Source organism: Aquamicrobium sp. LC103, from assembly GCF_001014615.2.
GTDB lineage: Bacteria > Pseudomonadota > Alphaproteobacteria > Rhizobiales > Rhizobiaceae > LBCQ02.
The window spans coordinates 209,699-231,586 of sequence record NZ_LBCQ02000006.1 but is presented as its reverse complement, the minus strand read 5'-3'; the positions used below and the strand labels follow the sequence as shown (position 1 = coordinate 231,586).

Genomic DNA, 21,888 nt, shown 5'->3' with positions numbered 1-21,888 from the left:
TGGGTCGCTGGCAATGATCGGACGCAGTGAAGCCGCTTTCAGACGATCCTGCAACGTATCAATCCGCGCAGCGAATTGCCGACATGGATCGCTTTCGCCGCCTCGAGGTCGGCGAGGCGCAGGGGGGCTTCCTTCGCCCGGTTTTGGTCGAGCAGTTCCCCGCGCAGCACCCCGGCGAGCAGGCCGGCCGAAAGCGGCGGCGTCGAAAGCAGCCCGCCGCCCATGTCGAGGAAAAGGCTGGTGAAGCCGCCTTCGCAAAGCTCGTCCCTGCCGTTGAGGAGGATCACCTCGTCGACCGCATCGGCGAATTCCGCGCGCGCGGCCTCGAAGACGGCGCGTCGCGAGGTCTTGTGGCGCAGGAGCGGATCGTTCTCGTCGAGGCGCGTCGCGGCGATCCCGACCCGCCATACGGTATCGGGAGGCAGCGGCGCGAAGGGCTGCGTGAGAATTTCGCAGCGTCCGTCCCGATATAGCGCAAGGCGGACGCGCTGCGCGGTCTCGGCCTCGATCGAGGAAAGCCGGTCCTCCACCGCTTCAGGGTCGAGACGAAATCCCAGTTCGCTTGCGGAATGCGCGAGCCGCGCAAGGTGTCTATCCCTTCGCAGGAAGCCCGCGCCGGGCTCCCAGCGCATCGTCTCGATCAGGTGGAAGCCGGCGGGTTGCCGGTCGCGAAGCGTCCCTTCAAAAGACATTCGGCATACTCGTCATCCGCCGTTGAATCGAAAACAATTCCCCCGCCGACATTGTAGACGGCCTCGCCCTCCGGATAGAGCGAAATCGTGCGGATCGCCACGTTGAAGCGCATCCGGCCGCCAGGCTCGATCCAGCCGATCGCACCGCAATAGACGTCGCGCGGGGTCTCCTCGAGCTCACGCAGGATCTCCATGGCCCTGATTTTAGGCGCGCCGGTGATCGAGCCGCAGGGAAAAAGTGCGGCGAAGATGTCGGCGATCGAAAGGCCGGGCAGCAACCTGGCGCGCACGCGGCTCACCATCTGGTGCACCGTCGGATAGCTTTCGACCGTGAAGAGCTCCGGCACGTCGAGCGTGCCGACCTCGCTGATGCGGGAGATGTCGTTGCGGAGCAGATCGACGATCATCCTGTTTTCGGCCTGGTTCTTCGGATCGTTCATCAGGAAGGATCTGAGCTGCTCGTCCTCCTCGGGCGTCTTGCCGCGCGGCGCGGTGCCTTTCATCGGCAAGGTCTCGATCCAGCGGTCCTCGGAGACCTTGAAGAATAGCTCCGGCGAGCGCGAGAGCACCACCGGGCCAGCGAGATTGACGAAGGCGGCATAGCGCACCGGCTGGTGGCGCGTCATCGCGTCGAAGATCGCCCTCGGGTCGCCGTCCCAGCGCGCATGGACGGGAAAGGTGAGGTTGGCCTGGTAGCAATCGCCGGCTCGGATGTGCCAGTGCAGGCGCTCGAAGCGGCGGCGGTACTTTTCCGCGCTCCAGGTCGCGCGAGGGTCGGCGAGGTGCGAATTGCTGTCGAGCGCGACACTCGGCATGGAGGTATCGAGATCGGTCGGCCTGTCGAACACGCCGAGGCAGACCAGCGGCGCCCGGCGCCCCTCCGGCAGTATCGGGCGCAGTTTCGGCTCGAGCAGATAGCCTGCCTCGTAGGAGAAATAGCCGGCGAGCCATTTGCCGCGCCGTCGCGCCTCCTCGGCCGCCTGGAGCGCCGGCAGGAATTCATCCGGTTCCCATGCGACGATCAGGTCGCCGGGGTCGGAGAAGAGCACCTCGCGCCCTTCCCGGTCGTTGCGGAAGAGCACGAAGCGTTGCGCGGCGGCCTCCACCATGGCTTTGGTCCGAAACGTGCCTGCCGTCAGTCCAGCGATTGAAGCTCGTCGATCAGGCCGTCGATGACCGACAGGCCCTTCTGCCAGAAGGCCGGATCGGAAGCGTCGAGTCCGAACGGCGCCAGCAGTTCGGAATGGTGCTTCGTTCCGCCTGCCTTCAGCATCTCGAAGTACTTCTCCTGGAAGCCGCTTTCGGCGTTCTGGTAGACCGCGAAGAGCGAATTCACCAGGCAGTCGCCGAAAGCGTAGGCGTAGACGTAGAAGGGCGAATGGATGAAATGCGGGATATAGGCCCAGAAGGTCTCGTAGCCTTCCCGCGCCTTGATCGCCGGGCCGAGGCTTTCCGCCTGCACCTCGAGCCAGAACTGGCCGAGCTGGTCGGAGGTCAGCTCGCCGTTGCGGCGCTCGGTGTGCACCTTGCGCTCGAACTCGTAGAAGGCGATCTGGCGCACGACCGTGTTGATCATGTCCTCCACCTTCTGCGCCAGCATCGCCTTGCGCTCGCGCCTGTCGCTGGTCCGGTCGATCAGCGAGCGGAAGGTCAGCATCTCGCCGAACACGGAGGCCGTTTCGGCGAGCGTCAGCGGCGTCGAAGCCATCAGCGCTCCTTGCGGGCCGGCGAGCACCTGGTGCACGCCGTGGCCGAGTTCGTGGGCGAGCGTCATCACGTCACGCGGCTTGCCCATATAATTCAGGAGCACGTAAGGGTGGACGGAGGGCACCGTCGGATGCGCGAATGCGCCGGGAGTCTTGCCGGGTCTCACCGGCGCATCGATCCAGCCCTTGTCGAAGAAGCGCCGCGCGATCTCGGCCATCTGCGGATCGAAGGAATTATAGGCCGAGAGCACCGTGTTCCTGGCCTCGTCCCAGCCGATCGTCGCTTGCGGCGTCTCGGGCAGGGGGGCGTTGCGGTCCCAGTGGTTCATCGTCTCCATGCCAAGCCACTTGGCCTTCATGGCATAGTAGCGGTGCGAAAGCCGCGGATAGGCGTCGCGGACCGCCGAGGCCAATGCGTCGACCACCTCGCGCTCCACGCGGTTTGCCAGGTGCCGCGAATCGGCGATGTCCTCGAAGCCGCGCCAGCGGTCCGATATCTCCTTGTCCTTGGCCAGCGTGTTGGTGATCAGGGTGAAGGTGCGCAGATTGGTCTTGAAGGTCTCGGCGAGAGCTTCGGCGGCTTCCTGGCGCTTCTTCGGATCCGGATCCTGCAGGCGGTTGAGCGTCGGCTCGAGTGACAGTTCCTCGCCGCCGACGGAGAAACGCAGCGAAGTCATCGTCTCGTCGAAGAGCCGGTTCCAGGCGCCGCGCCCGGTGACGGATTTCTCATGGAAAAGCTGCTCGACGCGGTCTTCGAGCTGATACGGTTTGTCCTTTCTGAGGTCGAGCACCCACGGCCGGTAATGGCCGAAGGAGGTGTCCTTGTCGAGCGCGTCCTGCAGCGTCGCGTCGTCGATCTGGTTGAGCTCCAGCGTGAAGAAGAGAAGGTGGGCGCTGGCGTCCGTCAGCTTCTCCTGCACGTCGCCATAGAGCTTGGCGCGCTTGGGATCGGAAGTGTCGCCGGCATAGAGCAGCCCGGCATAGGAGCCGATGCGGCCCATCAGCTCCTCGAGCGCCTCATATTCGCGCAGAGCAGCGCCGAGACCGCCGGTCGCGCCCTTGGCGGCTTCATTCGCGAGCTTGCCTTTCCAGCGCTCCTCGAAGGCGAGCGCGTCCTTGGCCGCCTTCTTCAGGTCGGCGTTCAGCTCGGGAGCCTCCATGCCGGCATAGAGGTCGCCGAGATTCCATTCCGGCAGCGCTTCGCCCAGGGCCTGCGCGCCGGACTGGCGTGCGGCCTCGGCCGCCACACGCGCAATCGCGCCCCCTGCGAGCCGGTCGTCGATGAAAGGCATTCACATTCCCTCGTATTTCCCTCCGCGCGATGGGCTGCGCGGCCATAAGGATTTGTTCACCGGGTTTTTTGAACCCTTGTTTAGGAGGCTGTGCCACGATGAACCAATCCGACGCGACCTCACAGTAACGAGATTTTCTGAAAGTTCCATGGCTCGACCCATACTCATTGTCGATGACGATCCGGTGCAGCGGCGCCTTCTTGACGCAGCCGTCACCAGGTTCGGCTTCGAGGCGATCGCCGCCGACGGGGGAGAAGCCGCGCTGAAGCTTCTGGAAGGACCGCGCGCGGGCGAGATCGCGGTGATGATTCTCGATCTCGTCATGCCGAAAGTCGACGGGCTTGCCGTGCTCAAACGCATGCGCGAGGCCGGGATCGACGTTCCGGTGATCGTGCAGACGGCCACCGGCGGCATCGACACCGCCGTTTCCGCGATGCGTGCCGGCGCGTTCGATTTCGTGGTCAAGCCGGTGTCCCCGGACAGGCTGCAGACGGCGATCTCCAACGCGATGAAGGTCGAGGCCTTCGAGGGCGAGGCCCGGCGCGCGCGCAAGAGCCGTGGCGGCGTCCTCACCTTCAAGGACATGATTACCGGCAGCCAGTCGATGGAACGGGTCCTCGGGCTCGGAAAGAAAGCGGCCGCATCCAACATCCCGATCCTCATCGAGGGCGAATCCGGTGTCGGCAAGGAGCTGGTGGCGCGCGCCATCCAGGGCTCAAGCGACAGGCGCGGCAAGCCCTTCGTCACCGTCAATTGCGGTGCGATCCCGGAAAACCTCGTCGAAAGCATCCTTTTCGGCCACGAGAAGGGCTCGTTCACGGGCGCCACGGAAAAGCACACCGGCAAGTTCGTCGAGGCGAATGGCGGCACGCTGTTCCTCGACGAGATCGGCGACCTGCCGCTCGACGTGCAGGTCAAGCTCCTGCGCGCGGTTCAGGAGGGGGAGGTCGATCCGGTCGGCGCGCGCTCGACGATCAAGGTCGACATCAGGCTGATATCGGCGACCCACCGCGACCTGCTGCAGCGGGTCAAGGACGGGCTCTTCCGCGAGGATCTGTTCTACCGGCTCAACGTGTTTCCGATCCACGTGCCGCCGCTGCGTGACCGGCGCGAGGACATTGCGAGGCTGGTGCAGCATTTCATCGCCCGCGTCGCGCCCGCCGAGGGACGTGTTGCCGGCATCACCGCCGAGGCGCTGAACCTCCTGAAGGCATATGATTGGCCGGGCAATATCCGGCAGCTCGAAAACGCGATCTTTCGCGCCGTCGTGCTTGCCGAAGGCGATGTGCTGACGGTCGAGGAGTTCCCCCAGATCAGGGCGCAGGTGGAAGGCATATCCGAATTCCGTGGGGAGCCGGCCGGCGCAGTGCCGTCGAGCGATGGCGCCGTGCCGCATTTTCCCTCGCCGGTTGCCCCATCAAATGTGGCAAGCGATCACGGTCCGCATTTCGGGATTTTGAAGGCACTGGACGATCGCGGCAATGTGCGGCCGCTGGCGGATGTGGAAACCGAGATGATCCAGCTCGCCATCGATCACTACGACGGCCAGATGAGCGAGGTCGCCCGCCGCCTCGGCATCGGCCGCTCGACGCTCTACCGCAAGCTGAAGGAAATGGGGATCGATCCGGAAGCCGGGCGCCCCGAGCGGCTGGTGTCCTGACGGCGAGTTCGATTGCGCTCTTCGGGCGTTAGGCAACCGTTTACCATGCAATCCTTTGTGGACAAGCGCCACGATATCGCCACGGTCCTACCGCATTCCGACTTCAATAAGAGGTGATTAACCATTAGGATCGATTATTGGGCGCAAATCACGCCCAGTCATCTGTTCTGGGGACGCAATCAACAGCCGATAAGGCCACTCGTTTTGATCATTTTCGACCGGACCGAAAATGGGGGACGCAAGAATGGATTCTCCTGGCGGAACGCGCTAGGGGGCACATTTTTCGCCTTCCTGTTGACCCTCTGCGCCACCGCCCATGCGAGCGCGGAGACCCGCAGCCTCAAGCTCTACTTCATCCATACGAAGGAGCGGGCCGAGATCACCTACAAGCGCAACGGGCGCTACGACGCCGCGGGGCTCCAGAAGATCAACCGCTTCCTGCGCGACTGGCGCCGCAACGAGCCGGCCAAGATGGATCCGCGGCTGCTCGACCTCGTCTGGGAGGTCTATCGCTCGGTCGGCGCGCGAGACTACATCCACGTCGTTTCCGCCTACCGCTCGCCGACGACCAACAAGATGCTGCGCAGCCGCAGTTCCGGCGTGGCCGAGAAGAGCCAGCACACGCTTGGCAAGGCGATGGATTTCTACATTCCCGGCGTGCCGCTTTCGAGGTTGCGCGCCGCGGCCTTCAGGGCCGAGGGCGGCGGCGTCGGCTATTACCCGAAATCCGGATCGCCCTTCGTCCATCTCGATGTCGGCAACGTACGCTCCTGGCCGCGCATGAGCCGCAGCGAACTGCTCGCCTTGTTCCCGGACGGCAAGACGATCCACGTGCCCAGCGACGGCAAGCCGCTGCCGGGCTTCAATCAGGCCCTTGCCGCCTATGAGCAGCGCAAGCGCACCGGTGCGAGCGTACAGGTCGCCAGCGCGCCCAATTCGCGCGGCGGCAGCGGCCTTCTCGCGGCTCTCTTCGGTCGCGGCGGCGGCGCCGACGAGGAAGAGGACAGCGCTCCGCAGGTCGCGGCCGCGTCGGCACGGCCGGCTCCGTCCCGCGCGGTGCCCACGCCCGCCGCTCCGGTGGCCGCGCCCGAGCGGGCGCCGGCTCCGCAGACGCCCGAAACCATCATCGCGGCCCTTCCCGCCCGCGCGGTTCCCGTTCCGGGCGAGGCGCCCCGCCCGCGCGTCGAGATCGGCGAACCGATCTTGCTCGACACCGCGCCGGCCGCGCAACAAGCGGTGCCGAACGTTCCCGCCGAAACGCAGGTTGCCCTCAACGTGCCGCTGCCGACCCGCCGGCCGAGCTATTCGCCTCCCGCGGCGGAGAACGCGAATGTTGCGCAGGCGAACGCGAATGCCGGGACCGACAATGTCGCGCTCGCGGCGATCGCCGGAGGCGGCGACCGCCCGGTCGCGTCCGAGGCGATCACCGAGCTCCTGTCGATGTCGGCGGCCGAAGCGAGGGCGGACGTCGTGATCAACAACACGCCGGTGCCCGAAGCCCGCCCGAATGTCGATCTGGCCGCGAATGTCGCGGACGAGAATGTCGAGGTCGCGGCGATAAGCCGGAATGCCGAGCGCAGCGATGCCTCGAACGGGGACGTTTTCGTTCTCGCGTCGCTTCCCGATGCCTCTCCGGCCAAGATCGTGGGAGCCAGCGGCGCCGGTGCAGCCGCCACGTCCGAAGTCGCGCCGAGCATCGCGGCGAAGGAACGAGCGCTTGCCGAGGCTTCCTCGCAGGCTTCGCCCAGGGTTGCGGTGCTTGGCCGTCAAGCCGGCTCGGATGCGGTTGCCGCGCTCGATTCAGGCGTCAGGACCACGGCGAAATCCGCCAAGCCGCGCGCCAACCAGGCCCGACCGGAGGCAAAGCCGATGGTCGTGCCGGTGCAGCACGAGCTTACGCGCTGGGCTCTCCAGCCCGAATCCGTGACGAATGCGTCCGAAGGCACCAGGATGCCCGCGATGGCCTACAACATCGTGCGCACGGCGCCGCGTGAAGTCTACACGGCCGGTTTCCAGCAGGGCGCGACGAACACGGCCGACGCGAACCGCTTCACCGGCAAGGCCGTTACCTTCCTCTCGGTGGCGAAGTTCAACTAGGAAAGCGTGCCGCGTCAGCGGCGCGCCATGCCGGCTGCCCCGCGGGCAAGCTCGGCGATCTCGTCCCACCTGCCGGCCGCGATCAGATCGTCCGGCGCGACCCACGAACCTCCGACGCAGACCACGTTGCCGAGCGAAAGATAGTCGCCCGCATTGGCGGGGCCGATCCCGCCGGTGGGGCAGAACTTCACGCCGGCGAAGGGCGAGGCGAGAGACTTCAGGAAAGCCGCGCCGCCGGCCTGCTCGGCAGGGAAGAATTTCAGCACGGAATAGCCGGCTGCCTGCGCGGCCATGATCTCGCCCGGCGTGATGGCGCCCGGCAGGAGCGGAATGTCCGAGGAACTCGCGGCCTCAAGGAGTTCCGCCGTCGAGCCGGGGCTGACGATGAAGCGGGCCTTGGCGGCGGCTGCCTCAGCGAACTGCGCACCATTGAGGATCGTGCCTGCTCCGACGATCGCCTCGGGCACCTCGGCAGCGACCGCTTCTATCGCTTCGAGCGCGGCGGGCGTACGCAGGGTGATCTCCACCGCCGGAAGGCCGCCCCTGGCGAGTGCCCGGGCGAGCGGGACAGCGTCCGCGACGCGCGAAATCTTCAGCACCGGGATGACCGGTTGCCCCTCCAGGACCCCGAGGAGATTTTCGGTCTTCTGCTCAATTGTAGTCATCGGTCGTTCCATCCGGTATCTAATCGATTTAGTCCTGCGTCTATCAAAGCGGCCTGCTGCTGTCCATCTCATCAGGAGACGCGCGCCGCGCCATCAAACCATCGCCGCGTCAGCCGGGCAAGCAGTCTGCCCAGAAAGGATGGAAGGCTGCCTTCGGCTGAGTTTTCCCGATATAGGATCGACAAGGTCCGAGGGCCCGCAATTCCGTCTTCCGTCAGGCCGTTTTCTCTCTGAAACGCCTTCACAGCCGCAGCGGTCGCGTGGCCGAAAATGCCGTCGACGGTGATTTCGGCTCCCTTCGCGACGAGTGCCGCCTGCAGCTTGCTGACCGTGTCGCCGCGCGCGCCGCGCCGCAGCGACTGCGATGGGATCGAGGCCGCGCTCACCGACGCATAGCGCGCATAGGCGCGAGCAAGCTTGGTGTGATATGCATTCTTCCTGTAGTCGGGGCCATTGTAGCGCCGGGCAAAGGCGGTCCAGTTCCTGTCGCGCAGGGCAGGCGAAAGGCCGGCCTTTTCGATATACCGCACCATCAGCTCCAACTGCCCGGCAACGCCGGAACGGGCGGTTTCGACCAGTTGATCGACGCTGCCGTAGCCGAGCCACGCCCAATGTGCGCCCATCACCTGCCCCATGCCCCAGGATACGGATTCATGGGCGGCCTTATGGTCGATCCCGGCGGCGAGCCGCAGCAATCGCCACCGCGACGTTTGGCTCGGAGGATTTGCGATCGCTCCGGCGATGGGCGAGGAAACGCCCTCGCGGCGCGCGCGGTCGCGCCTGGCGCCGGAAAGCCGCCGATCGAAATAATGGCTCTCGAACCTGATCAGCGGCTCGGCCCTGCCATTGACGATCGCATGTGTCTTGCCACCGGTTTCGGCATGGGCAATGGCGGCGATCGCGGCCGGTTCGACGCCGAGCCGGCGCGCCGCGATTTCCATCTCCTTGAAAACTGCCTGTGAAAACATCTGAAGCCTCCGTTCGGAAGCCGATTGTCGTGGCGCCCGGCATACCCGTGGACGAATTTGTCGGGAAGATTCTCGACGCTCGCGTTGCCACCGTTGATTTCGTTCGGGAATCTGCCGATGGTTGCGCGATCTCGCGCAAGATCGTACATGCCGCGCCATGAATTCATCCACGTCCGCAAACATGTTCCGGGTCGCTGCCCTCTACCGATTCGTTCGGCTGGAGCGGTGGCGCGCGCTGCGCGAACCGCTGTTGGCGTTGTGCGACCGGCTCGGCATCCGCGGAACGCTGCTGCTTGCGCATGAGGGCATCAACGGAACCGTCGCCGGCACCCCGGAGGCGATCGACGAACTCGTCGCCCATCTCCGTTCGATGCCGGAACTCGGCGAGCTGGACGTCAAGTTCAGCGCCGCCGCGGCTATGCCCTTCCACCGCATGAAGGTGCGGCTCAAGAAGGAGATCGTGACCATGGGCGTCGAGGATGTCGACCCCGAGCGAAGCGCGGGCACCTATGTGGCGCCGTCCGAATGGAACGCGCTTCTGGCCGATCCCGACACCATATTGATCGACACCCGCAACGACTACGAAGTGGCGATCGGCACGTTCCGCAACGCCGTCGATCCGGGAACCAGAAGCTTTCGCGAGTTTCCCGAGTGGGTCGAGCAGCATCGCGGCGACCTTGCCGGGCGCAAGGTGGCGATGTTCTGCACCGGGGGCATCCGCTGCGAGAAGGCCACGGCCTATGTGAAGTCGCTCGGCGTGGACGACGTCTTCCACCTCAAGGGCGGCATCCTGAAATATCTCGAGGAAGTGCCTGCCCAGGACAGCCTCTGGGAAGGCGAATGCTTCGTCTTCGACGAGCGCGTTTCGGTATCGCATGGGCTTGCCGAGGGTGATGCCGAGCTGTGCCGCGCCTGCCGTCATCCGCTGACGCGCGCGGACCGGATATCGCCACTCTATGTCGAGGGCGTATCCTGCGCGCATTGCCATGGCAGCCGCAGCGAGGCGGATCGCGCCCGTTATGCCGAGCGGCACAAACAGGTGAAGCTCGCCCAAAGTCGCGGCGACCGACGCCACATAGGGCGTTGATCTTCCTATATCTCATGTCATTGTAATGTCTTGATCGGCTGCCTACTTCTGCAAGGCACCATCAAGATGCGCAGGCAGAACGCCTGTTTGACCCGACGGAGGCCCCGCAATGCTCGACCCCAAGAAATTGCTTGATGATCTGCTCGGCTCGAAGGTTCCGGGCGCGGAAACGACCGTGCGCGACACGGCCGGCAAGGCCGTGCAGATGGCCAAGGACAATCCGCTTGCCACGGGCGCGCTGGCGGCAATTCTCCTGGGGACGGGCGCTGGCAGGTCCGTCACCAAATCCGCGGTCAAGATCGGCGGTCTCGCCGCCGTCGCCGGCCTCGCCTACAAGGCCTATCAGAACTATCAGGCCGGCAAGGAGCCGGGCGCGCAGAAATCGGCCGAGCCGGAATTGCTGCCGCCGCCGGAAGATACAAGCTTTCATCCCGCGCAGGCGCCGCAAGGCGAGGCCGAATTCGCCCTGGTTATCGTCCGGGCGATGATCGCCGCCGCCCGCGCCGACGGCCACATCGACGACGCCGAGCGCAGCAAGATCGCCGACAGGCTGGGCCAGTCGGGCGTGGGTTCGGATGCCGAAAAGTTCCTTTTGGCGGAGCTCGAGAAGCCGGTTGACCTCGACGATCTGATCGCTTCGGCCAAGACGGAAGCGCAGAAGGTCGAGCTCTACACCGCCTCGCGCATCGCGATCGAGCCGGAAACCCGCGCCGAGCGCGGCTATCTCGACCTGCTCGCCGGACGGCTGAGCCTTCCCGACGCCCTGGTCGACCACATCGAGGCGACGGTTTCGGATGCTAAATCGGAACCGGTGCAGGCGGGCAACTCTCCCTGGTAGGAGAGAGCCCGTCGCTCAATCCCGCAACGAGCGGGTGAATATCTCGGCAAGGGTTCTTTCCCGCGTCTCCCCGGGCATGTCGGCCAGCGTCAACATGCGGCCCGAAAGGAGAAGATCGGAGAGCCCGTGCGCCAGCGCCCAGGAAGCCAGCACGTCGAGCATGGCCGGCTGGTCCTCGCGCGGGTTCACGCCGCGCAGGGCGGCAATGCTGCCCAGGAGCGCATCGAAGCTTTGCATGGCTGTCTTCTGCAGGGCCGCGTCGGAAAAGTCCGCGCGACGCGACGAGAACATCAGCCTGAACAGCTCCGGGTTTTCCAGCGCGAAGCGGATGTAGCCAAGGCCGGCGGCGGTGTGTCGCGCACGGGCATCCGCTCCGGCTTCGGCCTGGACGCGCGTCTGTACTTCGAGGAAGCGTTCGAAGCCGACCGCCGCCAGTGCGGTCAGGAGTCCGTTTGCGTCCCCGAAATGATGCGTTGGTGCGGCGTGCGAGACGCCGGCACGCTTGGCGCAGCCGCGCAGGGTGAAGCCTTCGATGCCGCGTTCGTCAAGCTCCTCCTCGGCGGCCCTGAGCAGGGTCGCGCGCAAGTCCCCATGATGATACGCGGTCTTGCGCGGCTTTTCGGTGCCCGATTCTACCATGGCTGCTCCTCGGTCTTCATTGCGATCTTTGCAGTGTAAAAATTGGCGCCGCAACTGCAAAAATCCCGAATTCCGCATGCTCGCATCGTTAACGGCTTGTTAAGAAAGCGGGTTCAAACTGCAGGATGTCGGATCGGCTTTTCCTCCTCCCAAGCTTGGTCCGGATGAGGGGCGGTCGCCAATGACCGCCCTTTCTTCGCGGACCCCCGGCGATCATTTCCCCGATAGAACCGGACGGTGGCTTCAAAAAAGTCCCGCCTCCCGCGCAACCTATCCGCGACGACCCTGTTAATTTCAGCCCGGACCGCTCAACACCGTCTTTCCGAACGGTTCGTCCGTGCTAGAAAGCGCGTTCGCGTTTTTGCCAGGAGACCGACGAGGACATGGAAGCGTTCCTGAGCGCATATCAGCCCTACATCGCTCTCGGTCTGCTCGTCGTGCTGCTGGCGGCCTTCATCATGGAGCGCTACCCGCCGGAGGTGGTTGCGTCGGCCGGCGCGGCGGTCTTCATCCTCCTCGGGCTGGTTTCGCCGGACGACGCGATGGCGGTCTTTTCCAACCCGGCTCCCATCACGATCGCGGCGATGTTCGTGCTTTCGGGTGCGCTGGTGCGCACCGGAGTGCTGGAAAGCATGGCGGACGCGCTGTTGGGGCGGGTCGCCAGGCATCCCTCCATCGCCATCGCAGTCCTGCTTTTTGGAGCGGTCATCACATCCGCCTTCATGAACAACACGCCGGTCGTTCTCGTCCTCATCCCGATCGTCTTCCGGTTTGCGCGAAGCCTCGACATTGCCGCGACGCGGCTGCTGATACCGATTTCCTATGCGGCGATCCTGGGCGGCACCTGCACGCTCATCGGCACGTCGACCAACCTCCTGGTCGACGGCGTCGCGCGCAGCTCCGGGCTCGCGCCGTTCTCGATCTTCGAGATCACGCCGGTCGGCATCGTCGCCGCGATCACGGGAACGCTGGTCATGCTCCTCTTCGGCCGTTTCCTGCTGCCCGATCGCCGTTCGGAAGGCGAGGCGTCGGTCGGCAACGAGGCGGAATTCCTTTCCGAGCTCACGGTGCGGTCCGAGGGGAAATACACCCAGAGCAAGATCGGCGCGATCGGCGATTTCAAGCGGTCCGGACTGCGGATCCTCGGATTGAGGACCGGTAACGAGGTGATCCGCGAGGATGTCGGCGAGCGCACCATGAAGAAGGGTGATTCGCTCATCATCGCCGCGACCACCTCGGAAATCCTGACCCTTAACGAGAAGGCAGGCCTGCGCGTCGGGCTGCGGCGCGGGCAGGAGCGCAGCGGCGAGACGGTCGCGGTGGAGGCGGTGGTCGCCCCGCACCGCGCCACCGCCGGCGAGAGGCTCGTCGACCTGCCGCTCGGCCGGCGATACGGCATCCGCGTCCTCGGCGCGCACCGTCACCGCCACGTTCCGGGACCAGACCTCGAAGGCGTGAGGCTGCGTCCGGCCGACAAGCTGCTCCTGGAAGGGCCTCCCGACAATTTCGAGGCACTGACCGAGGATGCCGACCTCGTCTCGATCTCGCGCCCGAGCGCGCGGCCCTACAGGCGCGGCAAGGCGCCGATCGCGCTTTTCGCCCTCGGCGTCGTCGTGCTTCTGGCGGCGCTCGACGTCATGGACATCGGCATCCTGGCGATGCTGGCGGTCGCGGCGATCCTCGTCCTGCGCTGCATCGACAATGACGAGGCGTGGGGATCGATCGACGGCTCGGTGCTCGTGCTGATCTTCGCGATGCTGATCATCGGTGCGGGCGTGGAGAAATCAGGCGGCGTGCAGTTGATCGTCGAGAGCGTGACGCCGCATCTGGCCGGCATGTCCCCCTTCGTGACCCTGGTGGTTGTCTACGCGATCACCTCGATCCTGACGGAAGTGGTGACGAACAACGCCGTTGCGGTGCTCGTGGCACCCATCGCCATCGGCTTGGCAGCGCAATTGGGCGTCGATCCGCGCCCGTTCCTGATCGCCGTGATGATGGGGGCGAGCGCAAGCTTCGCCACGCCGATCGGCTACCAGACCAACACGCTGGTCTACGGCGCCGGCAACTACCGTTTCGCCGACTTCCTCAAGATCGGCATTCCGATGAACATTCTCGTCGGAATCGCCACCTGCTTCGCGATCTACTTCTTCTTCGACCTATGAGAGGACGCTTCAGTTCGCGTTCTTCTCCAGGAAATCGCCGATGCGCTCGATCGCGCGCAGGATGTTTTCCTCGGAATTGGCGTAGGAGAGCCGCAGATAGCCTTCGCCGAGCACGCCGAAATCCGGTCCGCCGATGAGCGCGACGCCCGCATCGTCGAGAAGCGCATTGGCGAGCTTCTTCGCCTGCCAGCCGGTCTTTGACACGTTCGGGAATGCATAGAACGCGCCCTTCGGCGTGATGCAGGAAATGCCGGGCAGGCCGTTCAGCCCCTCGACGACGATGGTCCGGCGCCGGTCGAAGGCGCGCATCATCTTTTCCACCTCGTCTTGCGGGCCGTCGATCGCGGCGATGCCGGCGAACTGGCTCGGCGCGTTGACGCAGGACCAGCAATTGACCGCCAGCTTGCGGACCTTGTCGTAGAGCCTGCCGCCCTCCGGCGCGTTCGGCCAGATCGACCAGCCCATGCGCCAGCCGGTCATGGCCCAGGTCTTCGACCAGCCGTTGAGCACGATCAGCCGCTCGCGGATTTCCGGGAAGGTCAGCAGCGAACAGTGCTTCTCGCCGTCATAGGTCATGACGTCGTAGATCTCGTCCGAGAGGATGGCGACGTGCGGGTGCGCCTCCAACCCCCTGACCAGCTTCTCGATTTCGCCGCGCGGGGTTACGCCGCCGGTGGGATTGGCCGGCGAATTGAGGATCAGGAGCCTGGTGCGCGGGGTTATCAGCGCCAGCGTCTCCTCGGCGGAGAAGGCGAAGCCGTTCTCCTCGCGGATCGGCACTGGCACCGGCCTGGCGCCGGTGAACTCGATCATCGAGCGGTAGATCGGGAAGCCGGGATCGGGATAGAGGATTTCCGCGCCCGGTTCACCGAACATCAGGATCGCGGCGAACATGGTCGGCTTGCCGCCCGGCATGATCATCACTGTTTCGGGAGAGACCTCGATGCCGGTCGTCGCCAGTGTCCGGCGCACCACCGCCTCGCGCGTGGCGAGAAGGCCGGTGGCCGGCGTGTAGCCGTGATGTCCGTCGCGCAGCGCCTTGATCGCCGCCTCGACGATATGCTCCGGCGTGCGGAAATCCGGCTGCCCGATGCCGAGATTGACAATATCCTTGCCCGATTGGGCGAGGGCGGTGGCGCGCGCAAGGACCGCGAAGGCGTTTTCCTCTCCGATACGGTCGAACGCGGCGATGGTTTGGAGCATGTCTCCCCCCAAATCTGGTGCTTATGGTTCCAATGGTGTTTTTGCGAGTGTCGGGCCTTGAATGTCAATCGCGGAGAATATCCCATGAGCGTCGATCTGAAGGACTGGACCCCGCGGCAAGCGCCGGCGCGGAAGTCGATGGAGGGACGTTACGTTCGGCTGGAGCCGCTCGACCCGGCGCGCCATGGCGACGGGCTCTTCGCCGCCTCGGCCACCCTTGACGCCGAACAGCGGTTCCAGTGGCTTTACGACTACCCGCCTGAAAGCCGGGAGGCTTACCGGCCCTGGCTGGAAAAGGCGGCGACGAGCGAGGACCCGCTCTATTTCGTCGTCATCGACAAGGCGAGCGGGCGCATCGCCGGTCGCCAGACTTTCATGCGCATCGACAGGGCCTACGGCGTCATCGAGATCGGCAATATCCTTTGGAACGACCCGGTGGCGCGCAGGCCGGCGGCGACCGAGGCGCTCTTTCTCTTCGCCCGCCATGCATTCGACGATCTCGGCTACCGCCGTTTCGAGTGGAAATGCAACAATCTGAACGAGCCGTCGAAGCGGGCGGCGCTACGTTTCGGATTCTCCTTCGAGGGTGTCTTCCGCCAGCATCTGATCGTGAAGGGCGAAAATCGCGACACGGCATGGTTTTCCATCATCGACAAGGAGTGGGAGCCCATTCGTCGCGCCTTCGAGGAGTGGCTAGATCCCGCCAATTTCGATAATGAAGGACTTCAAAAGCGGCGGCTCGAGGAGATTCGGGCCGATCCAGGCTAGGAGTCTATCTATGGGCCACGGTCATTCGCACAGCCATGGCGGGCACGATCACTCCCACAACCACTCCCATGGGTACGGCCGCGCAAACGGAACGAGCGACAAGACGCGCGTGCTGATCGCGGCCTGCCTGACCGGGGGCTTCATGATCGCGGAGGCCGTCGGCGGCATCGTCACCGGTTCGCTGGCGCTGCTGGCCGATGCCGGACACATGCTGACCGACACTGTGTCGCTCGTCCTTGCCTGGTACGCCTTCCAGCTTGCGAGCCGCACGGCCACGTCGCGTCTGACCTACGGTTTCGACAGGGTGAAGACGCTGGTCGCCTACACCAACGGCCTGACCGTCTTCGCCATCGGTGCCTGGATCGTCTACGAGGCGTGGCATCGCATGTCCGATCCGTCGCCGGTGCTCGGCGGCCCGATGCTGGCCATCGCCATCATCGGCATGCTGGTCAACATCGCGGCCTTTTTCGTGCTGCACGGGGGCGATCGCGAGAGCCTCAACATGCGCGGCGCCATCCTGCATGTGGTCGGCGATCTCCTCGGATCCGTCGCCGCGATCGTCGCGGCCGGCGTCATCCTCCTGACCGGCTGGTATCCGATCGATCCGATCCTCTCCGCCTTCGTGGCTCTGCTGCTCTTCCGCAGCGCCTGGTCGCTCGTCAAGGAATCGGGCCATATGCTGCTCGAGGGCGTTCCCTCGGGACTGGACCGCGACATGATCGCCAGCGACCTTGAGAAGAACGTCAACGGCGTCGTCAGCGTGCATCACGTGCACGTCTGGTCGCTGGATGGCTCGCGCAACATGGCGACGCTGCATGCCTGCCTGCAGGACGGGGTGGATGCCCATTCGGCGATCTGCGATATCAAGCTTCGGCTGTCCAAGGTGCATCGCATCGATCACGTAACCGTCGAGCCGGAGTTCGGCCACTGCGCCGACGGGTCGCAGCACGTTCATCTTCATTAAGGAGGAAATGATGTCGGGAAGGTTGAAGGGGAAGATCGCGGTCGTGACTGCGGCCGGCCAGGGCATCGGCCGGGCGATCGCGGAAGCGTTCGCCGCCGAGGGCGCGGTCGTGCATGCTTCCGATCTGGACCTCGCCAAGCTCGAAGGCCTGAACGCCGAGAAGGCGGCGCTCGATGTCCTGTCGAACGAGGCCGTGGCAACCTATGCCGCGAGCGTCGGCCAGGTCGACATCCTCGCCAATGTCGCCGGCTTCGTGCACCACGGCACGGTGCTCGACTGCTCGGACAAGGATTGGGACTTCTCCTTCGACCTCAACGTCAAATCCATGCACCGCACGATCCGCGCCTTCCTGCCGGGAATGCTCGACCGGGCGGCGGAGCAGGGTAGCTCGGGCTCGATCATAAACCTTTCGTCGGGCGCGTCGTCGCTGAAGGGCGCGCCGAACCGCTATGTCTACGGCGCCACCAAGGCGGCCGTCATCGGCCTCACCAAGTCGGTCGCCGCCGACTTCGTCGCCCGGGGCATTCGCTGCAACGCGATCTGCCCCGGGACGGTGCGCTCGCCGTCGTGGGAGGCGCGGGTGGAAGACCTTGGCAGGAATGTCGGCGGCAAGGACAAGGCGATGGAACTATTCGTTTCCCGTCAGCCCATGGGCCGGGTAGGGGAGCCGACCGAGATCGCGGCGCTGGCCGTGTATCTGGCGGCGGACGAATCCGCCTTCACCACAGGAACCGCCATACCGATCGACGGCGGTTGGACGCTATGATGGATCAGAAAACCCGCAATTCGCTGATCGCCGCGGCGGTCATCCTTTTCGGCTTCGGGCTCGTCGCCTATTTCATGCCGACCTTCATGATAGCGCTCGGCAATGAATCGCCGGTTGCCGCGGGCGTGCTTGCCGCGGTGTTCGTCGCGGCCTTCTTCCTCGTGTTCTGGCTTCGCGGACGAAGCCAGAGACGCAACGACGAGTGAGGCAGGCGCGCCCTACAGGCTCGCCGTCAGCAGCGTCAGCCCGATAAGGAAGACGAAGGCGGCGCCTGCCACCTCGATCGTGGTGTGGATGCGGTTGCCTGTGCGCCCGTCCCCGGCGAAAGCGACTGCCCAGTTCTTGGCGGTGACGGCCATGACGGCAAGCGCCGAGACGGTGATCGCCGTCCCGAGCGCCATGGCGAAGACGGAAAGCACGCCACCCGCCCATAGGCCGTTCAGGAAGGCGAAGCTTAGCACGATCAACGCGCCGGAACACGGGCGCAGGCCGACCGCGACGATCGCGCCCCAGGCGGTTTTCCAGTCGAAGCGTTCGCCGGAGATCAGAGCCGGGTCGGGCGCATGCGCGTGACCGCATGTCGCGCATACCTCGCCATGGGCGTGGTGGTGATGCTGGTGGTCGTCATGCCCATGGTCATCCGCGTGATGGTCATGACCGCAATCGTGATGATCATGATCATGGGCGTGGCCGGCATGGGCCGATGACAGGCTATGTACGGGCCGGCCCCAGATCATCCCGCGAAGCAGCGGGCCGAGCTTGCGCCAGAGCAGCCAGGCGCCGAAGGCGGTGACGAGCGCATAGCTCGCGAGTTCAAGGAAGCGGGTCGCGTCGGTCATCGAGACCGAAGTGCCGCGCAGCACGAGGAAGACCAGCGTCATGATGACGATGGCGCTGACACCCTGCAGAATCGCCGAGATGAAGGACAGGAAGACGCCGCGGCGAAGCGCCACCTCATTGGCGAGCATGTAGGACGAAATCACCGCCTTGCCGTGGCCGGGGCCGGCGGCATGGAAGACGCCGTAGGCGAAGGACAGACCGACGAGCAGCCAGACACCGCCGCCGCCATCGCGCATCGAACGCAGCGCGCCGGTCAGTGAGCGGTAGAATTGCTGCTGGTGCAAATTGATCCAGTTGAGCAGGCCGGCGAACAAGCCGGTGGAAGGCAGCGTCGCCTCGTTGGTTCCGATGCCCAGCGAGCTTTGCGCATGGGCGTGGCCCATGAAATGGGTGGCGAGATAGGTCAGGAGCAGGAGCGCGAAGACCGCGCGGACGGTAAATTTCTTCAACTTTCTATCCTTCGCCGGTGCAGTTCACTTCCAGCCTTGTCGCGAAGATCTTACTCAGGTCGTTGCCGCTCGGATCGCTGAAAAAGGCGTCGGTCAGCGTCTGCTGGTTCTGCGCGATCGCCTCGTCGGGGTCGGGACGCACGACCGCGCGGCTGCAATTGCGCGGCAGTTCGCTCACGACGAGGTTGGAATCTTCATAGAAATCGATCGCCGTATAGAAGGTCGGGTCGTAGACGCCGAAATCGACCTTGCCCGAAAGCTCGAGCGGTTCGACGGGCTTGGATTCGAAGAGGATGATGAGCTGGTTGTCCTCGAAATTCGCCATCAGCCGCTCCGGAGCCTGCATGGCGACATCCTTGCCGTTGACGGTCACCATCTGGAAATAGCCGAACTCGGCCAGCGATTCGTGCACGACCGAGGCGACGGTTTCCAGCTCGCCATCGTCGAGCTGGAGGTCCTTGTTCTGGTCGAATTCGAGCAGCACCGTGCTGGAGAACAGGTCGTCGAAACGCCAGACATGACGCAGCGCCTCGACCGTGCCGTCCGGCTTGACGGCGACTTCGAGATTGGCCTCCGCGAACACGTGGGGATGGACCAGGGCAGGCGTCGGCATCATGGCGAAGCCGAACAGGGCGACGGCCGCGGTCAATGCGTGCGATGTCGTTCGCTTCAAGATTCGTCCCCTTCGCGTGAGCGCCCGAGCATTATCAAAAACCGGGCGAAATTGGGACCTCCCCGCCTGCGATTTCAGTCCTGGTCGCGTTCCTTGAACCATTGCACGAGAAAGTCCACGAAGACGCGAATCTTCGCCGGCAGGTAACGGCGGTGCGGGTAGACGGCGAAGATGCCGCCGCCGCGCGGCATCCATTCGCCGAGCACGGAGACGAGTTCCCCGGTTTCCAGCGCGGGCGCGGCTATGAAATCCGGCAGCGGCGCGAAGCCGAGCCCCTCTATCGCCGCCGCGCGGGTGGAAAGCGGGCTGTTGACCTCGATCGGGCCGGCGACCGCCACACTCATCATCTCGCCGTTCTCCTTCATGAACGGCCAGTTCGACAGCCAGCGCCCATTGGTGTCGATGATGCAAGGCAGATTGGCGAGGTCCTGCGGCTGCTTCGGCGCGCCGTGCTTCTCGATGAGCGCCGGCGAGCCGCAGATCGCGACCGAGAAGGGCGAGAGCCGCCGCGCGATCAGCGAGGAGTTCTCCAGACGAGAGATACGGATCGCCAGGTCGAAGCCTTCCTCGACCAGATCGACGAAACGATCGTCCAGGTGGATTTCGAGAACGATGTCGGGATGGGCCCTGGCGAAATCGATCAGCGATTTGCCGATCGGCGCGTCGGCGAAGGTGCGCGGAGCGGAAAGCTTGATTCTGCCACGCACGTCGCCGGAGGATTCCCGGACCGTGTCGGCGAGGCTGTCGATCTCGCGAACGATCTCGGAGGCCCGCTTGTAATAGGTATGCCCCGCCTCGGTCAGCGAGAATTGCCGGGTCGTGCGGTTGAGCAGCAACGCGCCAAGCTCATCCTCGAGCTCGCGCACATATTTGGAAAGCAGCGCCTTGGAGCGGCCGATCTTGCGGGCGGCGGCGGAAAAGCCCTCGGCCTCCACCACGTCGAGGAAGGCGCGCATGCGGGTCAGCGTGTCCATCGTTCACGTTCCCCGCCGCTGCTCGAAAATCCGCCGCCCGAGCCGTATCAGCTCCATGTCCGACCCTGCGGTACCGAGAAGGGAAATCCCGAAGGGCGCGCCGTCGACACTGCCGAGCGGCAGCGTGATCTGCGGGAAGCCCGAAAGGCCGGAGATGCAGAGAAGGCGCAGCGCCCGTTCGCGATAGGCCTGCAGTTCCTCGAAAGTGCCGCTCTTCAGCGGCGCGGCTCCCGGCACGGTCGGCATGACGAGGATGCCGTCCTCGCCGAGCAACCCGGCGAGTTCGGCGCGGAAGGCGTCGCGGCGGGCGGTCTCCCGTGCCGCAACCTCGTCGGTGATCGACGCACCGAATTCGAACCGGTCCTTGACGCCGGGGCCGAGCCCGCGGTCGGCTTGCGATATCCAGGTGCCGTGGCTCGCCCAGGCCTCATGGGCTTGAAGCTTGCGGAAGCACCAGTAGAGGTCGTCGATGGAATGGGAGAGGGCAGGGGCCGTCTCCGGCTTGCCCACGACTTGCGCGACGGTTCCAGCCATGCGGCGGTATTCGCCGGCTTCCGCTTCGCCGAGGAGCAGCGCGTCGAGCGCGGCGAGACGGAAAGGACGCGACAGCTTCCCCTCGCCGGGCGAAAGCGGCGGCAAAAGCACCTCCGCAGCCCGTTCGTAAATCGCGATGTCCTTCGTGAACCAGCCGAAAGTGTCGAGGGAAGGCGCCAGCGGCATGGCGCCATCGAGCGGGATGCGCCCATGCGTGGCCCTGAGCCCCACCAGCCCGCAGAAGCTCGCCGGCGCGCGAATCGATCCGCCGGTGTCGGAGCCCGTCGCGATGTCGGCGAGGCCGCCGGCGACGGCTGCCGCCGACCCGGAAGAGGAACCGCCGGTGACCCGTTCGGGTGCCGCCGGGTTCACCGGTTCCGGATAATGCGCATTCTGGCCCATGAGGGAGAAGGCGAGCTCGTCGGTCTGGGTGCGACCGACGAATCGCGCGCCGGCCTCGAGCAGCGCCTTGATGGCGGGGGCGGTTTCGCGCGCGGGTGCGGCGTCGGCAAGGCGCTGCGGGTTGCCGCAGCCGGTCTTCTGGCCGGCGATGTCGTAGATGTCCTTGACGGCCAGCGTGAGCCCGGCCAGCGGACCATCCTGCGCGTTCGCAACCGGCGTATCGGGGCGGTCTAGGAAGGCATTCAGGGGGTCACGCGTGCCGGTCATCGTTCGATCCTGTGAAACGAAAACCCACCTTTGTTCAGTGCGGAATTTTTTTCAACCGTCGCCGAATTTTTCATTGATTGTGACAGACCTTCTGCATATATCCCGCTTGCCCAAAGTCGCACGTGCCTGTGGGTGTCCGCCGAACCCTCGAATGGTGAGGGAACCGGTAAGGTACCTGGAACTAACCCCTCCAGTCGGTCTGATGGCCAACCGCCAGATCGAGGACATCTTGAAGCAACGAC

At 65.1% G+C, this 21,888-nt stretch carries 20 protein-coding genes; 9 read left to right on the top strand and 11 right to left on the bottom strand.

The genetic code is table 11. From position 1 onward, the window contains the following. Positions 1-38: 38 nt before the first annotated feature. From XW59_RS13765 to XW59_RS13755, 3 genes are read right to left on the bottom strand one after another with little or no spacing between them, the layout of a single operon-like run. Complete coding sequence (locus XW59_RS13765; protein ID WP_047146055.1) at positions 39-692, bottom strand: aminotransferase class IV family protein; 654 nt, start codon at positions 690-692, stop codon at positions 39-41. Beyond that, a complete protein-coding gene (locus XW59_RS13760; protein ID WP_047145895.1) occupies positions 641-1,801 on the bottom strand; it encodes an aminodeoxychorismate synthase component I in 1,161 nt (386 codons plus the stop codon). The genes XW59_RS13765 and XW59_RS13760 overlap by 52 nt, the downstream gene beginning before the upstream one ends. Positions 1,802-1,827: 26 nt before the next feature. Further along, positions 1,828-3,690, bottom strand: coding sequence for a M3 family oligoendopeptidase (locus XW59_RS13755; protein ID WP_047145894.1), 1,863 nt, complete (start codon positions 3,688-3,690; stop codon positions 1,828-1,830). 148 nt (positions 3,691-3,838) lie between these two features. Here XW59_RS13755 and XW59_RS13750 point away from each other — a divergent pair, with 148 nt between their 5' ends. After that, positions 3,839-5,350, top strand: coding sequence for a sigma-54 dependent transcriptional regulator (locus XW59_RS13750; protein WP_047145893.1), 1,512 nt, complete (start codon positions 3,839-3,841; stop codon positions 5,348-5,350). A gap of 294 nt (positions 5,351-5,644) precedes the next feature. Continuing rightward, a complete protein-coding gene (locus tag XW59_RS13745) occupies positions 5,645-7,447 on the top strand; it encodes a DUF882 domain-containing protein (RefSeq protein WP_246666087.1) in 1,803 nt (600 codons plus the stop codon). 14 nt (positions 7,448-7,461) lie between these two features. Here the strand turns inward: XW59_RS13745 and XW59_RS13740 are convergent, their stop codons facing one another. Beyond that, positions 7,462-8,103, bottom strand: coding sequence for a 2-dehydro-3-deoxy-phosphogluconate aldolase (locus XW59_RS13740; protein WP_136068250.1), 642 nt, complete (start codon positions 8,101-8,103; stop codon positions 7,462-7,464). Positions 8,104-8,183: 80 nt separating this feature from the next. After that, positions 8,184-9,080: an N-acetylmuramidase domain-containing protein gene (locus tag XW59_RS13735; RefSeq protein ID WP_047145891.1), complete on the bottom strand. Its 897-nt coding sequence runs from the start codon at positions 9,078-9,080 to the stop codon at positions 8,184-8,186. Positions 9,081-9,237: 157 nt separating this feature from the next. On the opposite strand from XW59_RS13735, the gene XW59_RS13730 reads away from it, so the two are divergent. Continuing rightward, positions 9,238-10,167 carry a rhodanese-related sulfurtransferase gene (locus XW59_RS13730; RefSeq protein ID WP_047145890.1) on the top strand — a complete coding sequence of 310 codons (930 nt, stop codon included), beginning with the start codon at positions 9,238-9,240 and terminating at the stop codon, positions 10,165-10,167. 109 nt (positions 10,168-10,276) lie between these two features. Continuing rightward, positions 10,277-11,005 (top strand): tellurite resistance TerB family protein, encoded by a 729-nt coding sequence (locus XW59_RS13725; RefSeq protein WP_047145889.1) that lies wholly within the window; start codon positions 10,277-10,279, stop codon positions 11,003-11,005. 15 nt (positions 11,006-11,020) lie between these two features. Here XW59_RS13725 and XW59_RS13720 read toward each other — a convergent pair whose 3' ends face one another. Next, a complete protein-coding gene (locus XW59_RS13720) occupies positions 11,021-11,644 on the bottom strand; it encodes a TetR/AcrR family transcriptional regulator (protein ID WP_047145888.1) in 624 nt (207 codons plus the stop codon). Positions 11,645-12,027: 383 nt separating this feature from the next. On the opposite strand from XW59_RS13720, the gene XW59_RS13715 reads away from it, so the two are divergent. Further along, complete coding sequence (locus tag XW59_RS13715) at positions 12,028-13,806, top strand: SLC13 family permease (protein ID WP_047145887.1); 1,779 nt, start codon at positions 12,028-12,030, stop codon at positions 13,804-13,806. 9 nt (positions 13,807-13,815) lie between these two features. Here XW59_RS13715 and XW59_RS13710 read toward each other — a convergent pair whose 3' ends face one another. Beyond that, complete coding sequence (locus XW59_RS13710) at positions 13,816-15,009, bottom strand: pyridoxal phosphate-dependent aminotransferase (protein ID WP_047145886.1); 1,194 nt, start codon at positions 15,007-15,009, stop codon at positions 13,816-13,818. An 84-nt stretch (positions 15,010-15,093) separates the two neighbouring features. Between XW59_RS13710 and XW59_RS13705 the strand changes: the two genes are divergently transcribed. From XW59_RS13705 to XW59_RS13690, 4 genes are read left to right on the top strand one after another with little or no spacing between them, the layout of a single operon-like run. Then, the gene (locus tag XW59_RS13705; RefSeq protein WP_047145885.1) at positions 15,094-15,777 is read left to right on the top strand and encodes a GNAT family protein; all 684 of its coding nucleotides are present in this window, start codon (positions 15,094-15,096) and stop codon (positions 15,775-15,777) included. Positions 15,778-15,787: 10 nt separating this feature from the next. Next, positions 15,788-16,741, top strand: a complete 954-nt coding sequence (locus XW59_RS13700; RefSeq protein ID WP_047145884.1) for a cation diffusion facilitator family transporter — start codon at positions 15,788-15,790, stop codon at positions 16,739-16,741. A 10-nt stretch (positions 16,742-16,751) separates the two neighbouring features. Further along, a complete protein-coding gene (locus XW59_RS13695) occupies positions 16,752-17,507 on the top strand; it encodes an SDR family oxidoreductase (RefSeq protein ID WP_047146053.1) in 756 nt (251 codons plus the stop codon). Beyond that, complete coding sequence (locus XW59_RS13690; protein ID WP_170990152.1) at positions 17,504-17,713, top strand: hypothetical protein; 210 nt, start codon at positions 17,504-17,506, stop codon at positions 17,711-17,713. Before XW59_RS13695 ends, XW59_RS13690 begins: the two co-directional genes overlap by 4 nt. 12 nt (positions 17,714-17,725) lie before the next feature. On the opposite strand, the gene XW59_RS13685 is transcribed toward XW59_RS13690, so the two are convergent. The 4 genes from XW59_RS13685 to XW59_RS13670 all read right to left on the bottom strand — a co-directional run bounded on the left by XW59_RS13685 (position 17,726) and on the right by XW59_RS13670 (position 21,646). Then, positions 17,726-18,730, bottom strand: a complete 1,005-nt coding sequence (locus XW59_RS13685) for a nickel/cobalt transporter (RefSeq protein WP_082137605.1) — start codon at positions 18,728-18,730, stop codon at positions 17,726-17,728. Between the two features lie 70 nt (positions 18,731-18,800). After that, on the bottom strand, positions 18,801-19,445 hold the full coding sequence (locus XW59_RS13680) for a DUF1007 family protein (protein ID WP_281406229.1): 645 nt from the start codon (positions 19,443-19,445) through the stop codon (positions 18,801-18,803). Between the two features lie 98 nt (positions 19,446-19,543). Further along, positions 19,544-20,443, bottom strand: coding sequence for a LysR family transcriptional regulator (locus tag XW59_RS13675; protein ID WP_047145881.1), 900 nt, complete (start codon positions 20,441-20,443; stop codon positions 19,544-19,546). Between the two features lie 3 nt (positions 20,444-20,446). Beyond that, on the bottom strand, positions 20,447-21,646 hold the full coding sequence (locus XW59_RS13670; RefSeq protein WP_047145880.1) for an amidase: 1,200 nt from the start codon (positions 21,644-21,646) through the stop codon (positions 20,447-20,449). Positions 21,647-21,888: the final 242 nt, after the last annotated feature.

Excerpts from the sequence above, each read along its gene's own strand:
- XW59_RS13715 (WP_047145887.1), top strand. The coding sequence starts at position 12,028 with ATGGAAGCGTTCCTGAGCGCATATCAGCCCTACATCGCTCTCGGTCTG.
- XW59_RS13700 (WP_047145884.1), top strand. The coding sequence starts at position 15,788 with ATGGGCCACGGTCATTCGCACAGCCATGGCGGGCACGATCACTCCCAC.
- XW59_RS13705 (WP_047145885.1), top strand. The coding sequence starts at position 15,094 with ATGAGCGTCGATCTGAAGGACTGGACCCCGCGGCAAGCGCCGGCGCGG.
- XW59_RS13720 (WP_047145888.1), bottom strand. The coding sequence starts at position 11,644 with ATGGTAGAATCGGGCACCGAAAAGCCGCGCAAGACCGCGTATCATCAT.
- XW59_RS13685 (WP_082137605.1), bottom strand. The coding sequence starts at position 18,730 with ATGGGCCACGCCCATGCGCAAAGCTCGCTGGGCATCGGAACCAACGAG.
- XW59_RS13760 (WP_047145895.1), bottom strand. The coding sequence starts at position 1,801 with ATGGTGGAGGCCGCCGCGCAACGCTTCGTGCTCTTCCGCAACGACCGG.
- XW59_RS13690 (WP_170990152.1), top strand. The coding sequence starts at position 17,504 with ATGATGGATCAGAAAACCCGCAATTCGCTGATCGCCGCGGCGGTCATC.
- XW59_RS13695 (WP_047146053.1), top strand. The coding sequence starts at position 16,752 with ATGTCGGGAAGGTTGAAGGGGAAGATCGCGGTCGTGACTGCGGCCGGC.
- XW59_RS13765 (WP_047146055.1), bottom strand. The coding sequence starts at position 692 with ATGTCTTTTGAAGGGACGCTTCGCGACCGGCAACCCGCCGGCTTCCAC.
- XW59_RS13725 (WP_047145889.1), top strand. The coding sequence starts at position 10,277 with ATGCTCGACCCCAAGAAATTGCTTGATGATCTGCTCGGCTCGAAGGTT.
- XW59_RS13710 (WP_047145886.1), bottom strand. The coding sequence starts at position 15,009 with ATGCTCCAAACCATCGCCGCGTTCGACCGTATCGGAGAGGAAAACGCC.
- XW59_RS13675 (WP_047145881.1), bottom strand. The coding sequence starts at position 20,443 with ATGGACACGCTGACCCGCATGCGCGCCTTCCTCGACGTGGTGGAGGCC.
- XW59_RS13755 (WP_047145894.1), bottom strand. The coding sequence starts at position 3,690 with ATGCCTTTCATCGACGACCGGCTCGCAGGGGGCGCGATTGCGCGTGTG.
- XW59_RS13735 (WP_047145891.1), bottom strand. The coding sequence starts at position 9,080 with ATGTTTTCACAGGCAGTTTTCAAGGAGATGGAAATCGCGGCGCGCCGG.
- XW59_RS13730 (WP_047145890.1), top strand. The coding sequence starts at position 9,238 with ATGAATTCATCCACGTCCGCAAACATGTTCCGGGTCGCTGCCCTCTAC.
- XW59_RS13670 (WP_047145880.1), bottom strand. The coding sequence starts at position 21,646 with ATGACCGGCACGCGTGACCCCCTGAATGCCTTCCTAGACCGCCCCGAT.
- XW59_RS13750 (WP_047145893.1), top strand. The coding sequence starts at position 3,839 with ATGGCTCGACCCATACTCATTGTCGATGACGATCCGGTGCAGCGGCGC.